8 protein-coding genes are annotated in these 10,355 nt (G+C 48.8%); 3 read left to right on the top strand and 5 right to left on the bottom strand.

Annotated elements, in window-relative coordinates:
• The first annotated feature begins 45 nt into the window (after positions 1-45).
• Complete coding sequence (locus tag ACLTD4_RS03180) at positions 46-819, top strand: IclR family transcriptional regulator (protein ID WP_412331124.1); 774 nt, start codon at positions 46-48, stop codon at positions 817-819.
• A gap of 55 nt (positions 820-874) precedes the next feature.
• Here the strand turns inward: ACLTD4_RS03180 and ACLTD4_RS03185 are convergent, their stop codons facing one another.
• From ACLTD4_RS03185 to ACLTD4_RS03205, 5 genes are all read right to left on the bottom strand, one after another.
• The gene (locus ACLTD4_RS03185) at positions 875-2,842 is read right to left on the bottom strand and encodes a diguanylate cyclase domain-containing protein (protein WP_412331125.1); all 1,968 of its coding nucleotides are present in this window, start codon (positions 2,840-2,842) and stop codon (positions 875-877) included.
• Entirely contained in the window at positions 2,835-4,262 is a 1,428-nt protein-coding gene (locus ACLTD4_RS03190; RefSeq protein WP_412331126.1) for an ABC transporter substrate-binding protein, read from the bottom strand. The genes ACLTD4_RS03185 and ACLTD4_RS03190 overlap by 8 nt, the downstream gene beginning before the upstream one ends.
• Before the next feature lie 319 nt (positions 4,263-4,581).
• Positions 4,582-5,931 (bottom strand): glucose-6-phosphate isomerase, encoded by a 1,350-nt coding sequence (locus ACLTD4_RS03195; RefSeq protein WP_025529623.1) that lies wholly within the window; start codon positions 5,929-5,931, stop codon positions 4,582-4,584.
• Positions 5,932-6,042: 111 nt separating this feature from the next.
• A complete protein-coding gene (locus tag ACLTD4_RS03200) occupies positions 6,043-7,014 on the bottom strand; it encodes a hypothetical protein (protein WP_412331127.1) in 972 nt (323 codons plus the stop codon).
• A 126-nt stretch (positions 7,015-7,140) separates the two neighbouring features.
• Positions 7,141-7,839, bottom strand: a complete 699-nt coding sequence (locus ACLTD4_RS03205) for a 5'-methylthioadenosine/adenosylhomocysteine nucleosidase (RefSeq protein ID WP_055658368.1) — start codon at positions 7,837-7,839, stop codon at positions 7,141-7,143.
• A gap of 202 nt (positions 7,840-8,041) precedes the next feature.
• Here ACLTD4_RS03205 and ACLTD4_RS03210 point away from each other — a divergent pair, with 202 nt between their 5' ends.
• On the top strand, positions 8,042-8,290 hold the full coding sequence (locus tag ACLTD4_RS03210) for a TIGR03905 family TSCPD domain-containing protein (RefSeq protein WP_002605485.1): 249 nt from the start codon (positions 8,042-8,044) through the stop codon (positions 8,288-8,290).
• Between the two features lie 253 nt (positions 8,291-8,543).
• A complete protein-coding gene (locus ACLTD4_RS03215) occupies positions 8,544-10,277 on the top strand; it encodes an FUSC family protein (RefSeq protein WP_117622199.1) in 1,734 nt (577 codons plus the stop codon).
• Positions 10,278-10,355: the final 78 nt, after the last annotated feature.

Genomic DNA, 10,355 nt, shown 5'->3' on the forward strand with positions numbered 1-10,355 from the left:
CATTTTGTTATAACTATAGTAGCAACTTGGGAAAGGATAATAATTGTGGAATATACAACGAACGAACAGAACGAAAAATACATGCTGCAGTCCGTAACAAACGCACTGCGTATCATTGAACTTTTGGGAGAATATAATTTTTTGACGCTGACAGAAATAGCAGAGAAACTGGAGTTGGGAAAAAGTTCGGTATTTCGCCTTGTGGCTACTCTGGAATCCAGAGGTTTTGTAAAAAAAGATAAGTATGGCCGGTGCCGCCTTGGAATGAAATTCTCTTATTTCGGCTCCGTTGTGCTGGCCCGCATGGAGATTCTGCAGGCTTCCCGCCCGCATTTGGAAGAGCTTCAGAGAAATGTCCGCGAGACCGTGCATCTCGCCATATGGGATGACGACTGGAATATCCGTTTTATAGATAAGATTGACGGAGCGATCGCGTTTCACATGCAGTCATTCGTAGGCCTGCCAAAAACTTGTTACTCCACCGCGACCGGAAAATCCATGCTCGCGTTTATGGGGGACAACTTTATCCAGGACTTTTTAGACAACGTTCCCCTTACCCCAATGACTCCACATACCATCACAGAGCCTTCAAAACTTTTGGAATCATTGGATGAGATCCGCAGAAACGGCTACTGTTTAAGTGTTGAGGAAGATGAACTGGGGCTTACCTGTATCGGAGCGCCGGTTATTGACACCAGCCAAAAACCAATTGCCGCCATCAGCATCTCCGGCCCCACCGTCCGTATGACGGAACATCTCTCAGAGTATCCGACGAAAGTGATGGATACAGCAAGACTGATCTCAGAAAACCTAAGCTAAATCAAAAGGCCCATGGCTGTAATCCTCATCTGATTACAGCCATGGGCCTCTTACTTCAAGATTTATCTATGTTCTTCATCTGTTTCTTCATCTCATACATATTATGATCCGCGCGGGACAGCAGATCACCGAATGTCTCCGCACTGTCCGAAGCGGATATCGCATATCCCCAGGCGATTCCCGCTTCAAACCCATTTTCTTTTCCATACGCCTCCACCTGGCCGGCTGACAGGCGGCAGCATTCCTCAATCGAGTTCTCAGGCACTCCCTCAAGCACAGCTGCAAATTCATCCCCGCCGATGCGGTAGATCCACGCATCCTTTAAGGCTCCGGAGATCGCTCTGGCAGAAAAGCGTATGTACTTATCGCCCGTCTCGTGTCCAAACTGGTCATTTACCCTCTTGAGGCAGTTCAAATCAAACATCAGTACCGCCAGGGGCTTTCCGAGCCGCAGCAATCCATCCCATTTCTGCTGCCGGCGCTCGAAGGCTTTTCTGTTCAGCACCCGGGTGAGGCCGTCCAGATCATTTTCCGCTCTGAGTGACTGCGTCTTGAGCGTCTCCTCTGTCACATCTTCCACGACTCCGCTCTTCTTCCCGTCGTCCTCACGAAAGGTCAGACGGATCCAGCGTTTTCCCTCCGGCCGTTCCAGACAGAATACATTTTCATCCTCTGTCGGCTTCTCGCAGATCTTCTTTAAGAACGCCTGAAATTCATCCTGGCTCCTGCAAAAAGCCCGTTCCTGCTCTTTCGATAATCCCAGCAGCCGGGGAACCTGGTTCGTCATGTAGACCTTATTCCCTTTAGAGCCCATCTCATAGACTCCCACCGGAACCTCCGAGAGCTCCAGAAGCCTGGAATAGCGGGTAAACCACCGGCTGATCAGCACTGCAATCCCTGCTCCCGCACAGAGTGAAATGAGAAATGAATAGACCAGAATCTCCTGGATTCGGTGCGGATACCGCAGCAGTGCATCTTCATCCATCAGGCCGATCAGATACCACTCTTCTCCCGAAAAAGGAGTATTGTTATAATACATGCCCATCTCTTTCAGACACGCATAGATTACCTCATTTCCATTGTGGTTTTCCAATTGGAAAATACCGTTCTCCGCATCTTTTGCCTTAAGCTCCATAGGACTGGCGCCCTGCAGAATCCGTTTCTGGAGAGCTCCATGGGTGACGAGCGGGCGGATCTCACCGTTCTCTCCGGTCTGTATTCCAACCACATAGCCATAGGAGTCCACGGCCATCAGATCGGATGGCGGCAGATATTTATACAGATAATTCAGCGAGATCTCAACACCGAATACACCGACTGCCCTTCCCCGCTGGTCCACCAGAGGAATCGAATACGTTACCACCTCTTCCCCCCCGTCATAGAGCCGGAACGGCGGACACCAATAGCCCAGCAGTTTTTCATCGCCTGCCAGCCCTATACTGCTGAATGGTTTTTCATAAAACGCACGATTCGCATCCGTCAGCTCCAGCTGGTACTTCCATGCGGCATCTGTCACCACCTGCGTCTCCTGTGCCACATCCCAGGGGCCGGCCAGAAGATAGGTATTGGAATTGCGCTCATCGACCCGGTTCGGATTGGCATTCCTGAAATAAAGCGCCGGGTAGCTGCCGTTTTCATCGTCTCCCCTGTCTAATATCAAAAATGCACCCGTAGTTTTCGTGTAGTACAGCGCATTCAGCACAGTTGGGGCAGCCGCCTTAAGCAGCTCTTCCTTTTCCAGCAGTTCCCCGTTCTCATCTCTCTCTGCTTCCGCGAAATACCGGCTCAGCTCATCGGTATAGAGTTCAAAATTCGTCCAGACATTCTTCATCTCCCCTTCGATTGTCACCGCGCGGTTCTTCACTTTCTCTGAAAAAATCTGGTACGCATTCTCCCGGGACTGCCCGATCACACCGCCCAGACTCAGAAGGGCCGTCATCAACAGACTCTGAATCACAACCGACACCACAAACGTAAGCGCCAGTTTAAAGGCGATCGAATCACTTCTCACCTTTTTATTCATTTACCTCTCCAACCATTTCTCTCATTAAATCCTGATACCATTTATCAAAGTTCTCATCTTCCATAAAGCCGGAAATCACCGTCTGCCTGTCTTCGCCGTTCTCCATCCTGTTATGAAGCTCATTCAGATCAAGCTCCACCTTCCGCTCCAGGGAACGGGAAAACCGTTCATTTGCTTCATACGAATTCTCAAACGGCCTTCTGACGTAGAACTTCCCTTCCTGCATCGCCTCAAGGGCCGCTGTCACGCTCTTTTTTACCGCATCCGTATTATCGCTCATCTGTATGAAATTTTCCAGCGCTTCGATAGACGACAGCGCCTCGTTTTCCACCGGAATATATCCGATTGACGCAGTAAATTCAATATTCCGCTCTGGATCCGTAAACCATTTCAAAAATTCTGCGGCGGCGTACTCGGAAGTTTCGCTGGAACGGAATATTCCCATGTCCGCTCCCCTCTGAGCCATATAGGCGCGCCCTCCCTCAAAGGTCGGATAGGGCCTCACCCCGCATTCGATGGGATACTGGTTCTCTCCATCCACGATCACCTCTTTAGGAAAGTATCCGGCGCCGGCCGACGAACCGATGTAGGCCAGCAGACTGCCGCTCTTCAGCCCATCCTGATTATACACACTGCTCTTATACCAGCCGTTTATATGAGGGACATAATAGGCATTCCACGCCTTCCTCGCAGTCTCCCTGGAATAGACAAATGAGTGATTTTCCCCATCAGCGGGAAATGGATCCGTTCCATCCTGAACCGCAGTCAGCACCGCAAAGTCGTTAAAGCTGTTCATTCCCAGTAATGGCTGCCCGCCTGACCATCTGTAATATTCCTCTGCCGCCGAGACAAGCCCTTCCCATGTGCTAAGTACATCATCTGAAAGCCCTGTATCCGAGCGAAACTGCTTCCATCCCGTCTCGTTCACAAATAAAAGCTCTGTCGATTTCGCCACAGGAATCAGTTTATGGCGGCCCTCTTTTCCCCAGACCCCCTCGCTGAGAAACTCTGTGCGGTACCGCCCCAGCTCCTCAGCACTGTAATACTCTTCCATTTCCACCAGGGGTGCCAGTTGATCCAGGCGGTATGCGCTGTCCGGATATGCCGTAAACACATTGGGAAGCGGGTCAGATCCGATAATCTCATTGGCGGAGTTAAACAAAGCGTCATCCAGTTCCCCGCTCGAACCAAAGCCGTAGGCATCCACGACAATCCCCAGCTCCAGCCCTTTCGTCTCATTAAATTCTGTCACCTTTTCATCAAATTTCGTCTTTGCAAAAGCGTTATATGCATGCCAGACCGTAATAACAGTCGGTTTTTTCGGATCCAGCACGCGCCTGCTTTCCCGGGCGCAGCCAGATACTGCGCAAACCAGCGACAGGGACAGCACCGCTATCTTCCATGTTCTTTTCCCTTTCATAGTGTCCGCCTCTCCATTTCTATTCACTTATGCCCGGAAACGCCAGCCAACCCCTGTGAATCCATCGATTCAGCAGGCTGCACCGGATTCATAGGGTCGATGGTCTGCAGTTACCCTAACGGTTTTGATGTATGTTTATATTATATCATACACTTATTTATTGAACATATTAATTTTTTTGTATAATCTGTGAAAATTATGGATTGGAACATGTTACCCGCCTTAACGATCAAGCGAAATATTGCAAAAATGGATAAAAAAACAGCCCGCACCCCACAACTGCTCACCCAGTCATGGAATACGGGCCTTTTATTCTATTTTACAATCTCTTTAACAACTCTTCTCTTTCTTTCTCATATCCAGGCTTACCCAGAAGCGCAAACATATTCTTCTTATAACTCTCCACGCCTGGCTGGTTGAACGGATTGACACCCAGAATATAACCGCTGACACCGCATGCGTACTCGAAGAAATAGAATAACTGTCCTAAGCAGTATTCGTCCTGTTCCGGGATCTTTACCATCAGGTTCGGTACATCGCCGTCTGTATGGGCTAAGATCGTGCCGTTCATAGCACTCTTGTTGACGAAATCCACATTTTTGCCTGCTAAGTAGTTCATACCGTCCGTATCCACTTCTTCCTTCTGAAGCAGGATCTCGGCCGGGGATTCTTCGACATTCAGCACGGTCTCAAACATCACACGGGAGCCGTCCTGGATGAACTGGCCCATGGAATGTAAATCCGTGGTTAAATCCACAGCTGCCGGGAAAATACCTCTGCGGTCTTTTCCTTCGCTCTCACCAAATAACTGTTTCCACCACTCGGAAACGTAATGAAGGCTTGGCTCATAGTTGGCCACAATCTCAACGGCCTTGCCTTTTCTATGTAAGATGTTGCGCACGGCTGCATACTGTAATGCGGAGTTGGACTCATATGGAGTCTCAAGAGCCGCCTTTCTTCCTGCCGCAGCACCTTCCATTAATTTATCGATATCAGCGCCTGATACTGCAATCGGAAGCAGGCCGACCGCTGTCAGGACTGAGAAACGTCCACCTACGTCATCCGGCACGACAAAGGACTCATAACCCTCTTCCGTCGCCAGATTCTTAAGTGCACCCCTTGACTTGTCCGTCGTAGCGTAAATTCTCTTGTTCGCCTCTTCACGGCCATACTTTTGGATCAGCATCTCCTTGAAGACACGGAATGCAATCGCCGGTTCTGTCGTTGTACCGGACTTGGATATGATATTAACGGAGAAATCCTTTCCTTCCAGCACATCCTTTAAGTCATGGATGTATTTGCTGCTGATGCTGTTGCCTAAGAAATAAATCTCCGGAGTTTTGCGTTTTCCCTTCGGCAATACATTATAGAAACTGTGGGATAAGAACTCAATGGCCGCTCTGGCGCCTAAATAGGAACCGCCAATACCAACTACAAGAAGTACATCAGAATCGTTCTGAATCTTGGCCGCCGCTTTTTTTATTCTCTCAAATTCTTCCTTATCATAGTCTACCGGAAGATCAATCCAACCTAAAAAATCATTCCCTGCGCCGGACTTGTCCATCAGCACATCTCTTGCACACAACGTTGTGGCTTTCATATTTTCCATCTCTTCTGCTGAGACGAAGCCTGCTGCTCTGGAATAATCAAATACTACTTCTTTTCCCATTTCTATCATTCTCCTTTTCCTTTTGTTTCAGGTTATAGAATGCCTGTTCAGGAACAGTATATCATAAATCCCCTCCAATTGCGATACAATTTTCCTTTCTCTCCCAAATGTTCAAGTCAGATATTCATGCAGAATCTCCCCAATAAGCTTCAATTCATCGGGGTTCAAATCCTTCAGCCAGTCCTCCTGCTGTTTTGCGGTTCTTCCCCGTTCGCGGCTCGCCGCTATCTGTTCCAGACTCTTCTTTAAATAGTCCACATCCCGGATGGATCCTTCCATTTCTGACGGCCCGCTGCCGCTTCGCGCCATTTCCTGCGCCATATTCTGATTACCGGCAATTCCTGACGCCTCGTCAGAAGAACTGCTGTTCTGTCTGCGAGCCTGCGATTCCGCCTTCAGCTGATTTTTCATGCGCTCCGTCCTGTTTCTCTGCTTTCCCCGCACGTTTTCCTGTTTCTCCGGCTCTTCTGCCTGTCCTGCCGCAGTACCTGCTGCCACGGGATAGATCGACCGGATATTTTCACGGGTTTCCATATGAGGCCCCGATATTGCCTGTGTTTCATCTCGTTCCTGATCTAATCGGTAGATCAGCGTATTTTCCAGATAATTATCGAGCGCGGTGAACAGCTGTTGTTTCTTATCCCCGACGCCTGCTCCGTGGTCTACAAGGATCGTAAAGAGCCCTGCCAGGATTCCCATGGAGCCGTACAGCACTATGTAATAAGGATCGGTACGATACCAGTATGCGCCAAACGCCGCCGCACCTCCTGCGAGGAAACAAAGAAGCGTCATCTGATTGGAAAATGTGTTCCACCCGTTAAGCGTCATGCCCATAAATCTGAAATCATACATCTGCCTCTCTAAATAAGGCTTTATTTTCGGAATTCCCTGATTCATCTGATAGTTGTTTTCTGTCTTCTGCTTAAATGTGCGAAGATTCTTGTTCTTCGTCAGTGACATGTTGTCCGTTTCTTTAATTAATCTTTTGTAGAGGTTACGTGTCAGCCATCTGGTCACGACCCCAAGGCCGCATACGGCTGCAAGCACGTACAGCGCTTTGCCTGTCTGTAAAAATTCCAGCATAATAATAGCTCCCCTTTCTTCCCGGTTGTTCCGGTGATAGGATTATTATAACCACCGAAACTTCCTTTGGGAAGATGAGAGAGCCTAGAATCGTTCGTCAAATCCCGTCAGGATTCGATTCTTAACTTAACATGAATACCTTTCTGCAATGGCTAAAATCAGGTTTACGGAATGGCGCACCGCCTTTACCTCAAACTCACTGTAGTCCATGGTTGCGCTGTTATCAGCCTTATCTGAGATCGCCCTGATAATCAAAAATGGGACGTGGTTTAGGTATGCCGCCTGAGCGATCGCCGCCCCCTCCATTTCCGTGCAGAAGCCTCCAAAATTTTTCGCAATCCAGTCTTTTTTAACCCGGTCGGAAATAAACTGATCCCCGGAAACGATCCTTCCGGTAAAAACTCCAATGTCAGGATTCACTTCCTTACAGCACTTCAGAGCCAGATTCCGAAGCGTTTCATCTGCCGGAAATGAGAACTCCTCCATCTGCGGAATCTGCCCCACCGGGTATCCAAACCCCGTCGCATCCATATCATGCTGCACCGTATCGGTGGAAAGCACCACGTCTCCGATCTCGATCTCATTTCTCAAAGAACCGGCGATTCCCGTGTTGATGACCGCATCCACTCCGTAATGGTCCACCAGAATCTGTGTGCACACCGCCGCGTTCACCTTGCCAATTCCGGAACGGACCACCACTGCCTCCTTTCCCCTCAGCGTTCCTTTATAAAAATCCATGCCGGCCATGGTCTTTACTTCCACATCCTGCATTGCCTCTTTTACTTCCGCCACTTCCACATCCATGGCTCCGATAATTCCTAACATACAGCGCCTCCTTTTCGGGTTCCCTTCCGGGTTAATTTGCATATATTGATTATTATAACTGTTTTCGTCCTGTTTGCAAGAGGGTTTCAGTAACCGCTGCTATTGACAATTCCTTCCCCTGTTCGGTATAATTGTAAAAATGCAGGGTCAAAAATAAGGCAGAAAACAAATAAAGCATAGAAGAAATATGGAGGAATGATTCATGATTTATAAAACACATGGCGTATGTTCACAGGAAATTAATTTTGACGTACAGGACAACAAACTCACCAATGTCCGTTTCATCGGCGGATGTTCCGGTAATACACAGGGCCTTGGCCGTCTGATCGAGGGAATGGACGTAGACGAAGCGATCAAACGTCTCGACGGAATCCACTGCGGTCCCAGACCTACCTCCTGCCCGGACCAGCTGGCAAAAGCACTGAAGCAGTATAAGGAATCCCTTTCCTGATGCGAATCCGGATCTGACGCCGTATACAGTTTTACATACGCAACCAGAAATACCAAAAAACAGAGAAATCACACAGAGAATCAGCACTGTGTGCAGCAGGCCGCAGCGGTCATCCGTATAATGGATGACCGCTGCGGCCTGCTTTTTTTCCATTCCCATCCAGTTCTTCATAAATATTTAAGAAATGGGACGTTCTTGCACTGCCGTTTTTTCTGTGCTACGATATACTTTCGAAAGAAAGGAGTTTTTATCTATGGCAATACCCAAAAAGAGTTCCATCCTGTCGGCGGCTCAGAAGAGTATACGCAAAAATCTGAAATTCGCCACTCTGTCATTTCTGTTTATTATCGCTTACGTCAACGTGTTCCAGAAAGTATTCGGAGCAGAAAATTCCATTGTCGGAGTTATCTTTGCCATTATGATGTCGGCCTCTATGGTCCGCGACTTAACCTCCACACCATTTAAGCATCTGCTTGCGCAGTCCGCGGTCCTGGTGCTGATGGCAGCTGCCGCCTGTCTGGTTGTCACTTTAAATCCATGGATCGCTCTTCCGATTAATTTTATCATGATTTTTTTAATCCTGTATCTCTATACGTATGAATACTCCGGACATCTGTATTTTCCTTATATTCTGTCCTACCTGTTCCTGATTTTCATATCCCCCTCCAGCCCGGAACAGCTTCCAAAACGGATTATAGCCATGGTGACGGGAGCCGTCTGCATCATCCTCTATCAGCTGGTCATGGGACGGAACCGGGCCGCGGAAACGGTTTCCGACGTACTTCTAACACTGATCGGGGAGGCCAAGCAATACATATCCTGTCTCTTATCCGGCAACGGAACACCGGAGAGTCTGGAAGATGTCCGAAAGAATATCCGCCGCCTCAGCCGCATGGTCTATGACAGAAGGCGTAAGGAGCTGTGTATATCCGATGCCAACTTCGCCGTGGTCGATTCCGGGCGCGGCCTGGAACACCTGCTTATTCTGCTGTCTCAGACCGAACATCCGGAAAAATACCAGGATATGCTGGAAAAGACGCTGGTCCAGCTGGACCACTTTGAGGCCTATGTAAATATGAAGACCACGGCACCTCACCTCATTGCGCGAGATGATTTTATTACGGATGCGAAAGACCTGCATCAGGCAGAATTTTACGACAGCCTGGAGTACATCAGAAATCACCTGGTCCATATGGCGGATCCCGAAAAAAAATCAAATTTCCGTCCGACCCTGCTTTCCCTTTCCATCCGGATTCAGGCCGCATTAAAAATCAGTAAAGTGCGCGTCGTCTACGCCCTGCGGGTTGCTCTTCTGCTGTCACTCTCAACACTGCTGGTTGAAAGTTTGAATCTTCCTCACGGAAAATGGCTTCTGTTTACCCTTGCCTCAGTCTCTCTCCCTTACGCCGATGATGTGGGACAGAAGGCCGGGAAACGTTTCTTTGCTACCGTAGCAGGAGGCGTATTCAGTGTGATTCTCTATTCCCTGGTTCCGTCTCCGGCCGGCAGGACTGTTATCATGATGCTGTCCGGCTATTTAAGCTTTTATTTCTCAGATTACACGGGAACATTTGCCTGTTCCACCATCGGAGCGCTGGGCGGCGCGGTGTTTATGAACGCATTTGGCTGGGCGCCTGTGGGGCGGATGCTGCTCATCCGTCTGGCCTACGTGCTGGCCGGAATCGTAATCGCCTACGCCGCCAACTGCCTCCTCTTCCCCTACCACCGCAGCACAGCCACTGAGACTCTGCTGAAGAAATACGATTACGCCTCCAGGCTGTTGTCAAAGATCTGCCGCCAGGGCGTAACTGACACGCAGTTTTACTACCATCTGGTTATCCAGTCCCAGCTGATCGAGGAAAAACTGTACCAGAATACCTCCGGCGAGGAACGGGAGCTGCTGCATGACAAAATCTCAGAATGCCGGGCGCTGGTGCGGGCGGCTCACCGGAGTTATCCACAGAGGGAAGGCTTAATTTCACAATAAATCAAAAAAGTATTTGACAAAGTCAACTATCAAGAATATAATTTGACTTAGTCAAATACTTTTTATGTATGTATTTAT

It is taken from the genome of Hungatella sp. (assembly GCF_046966825.1).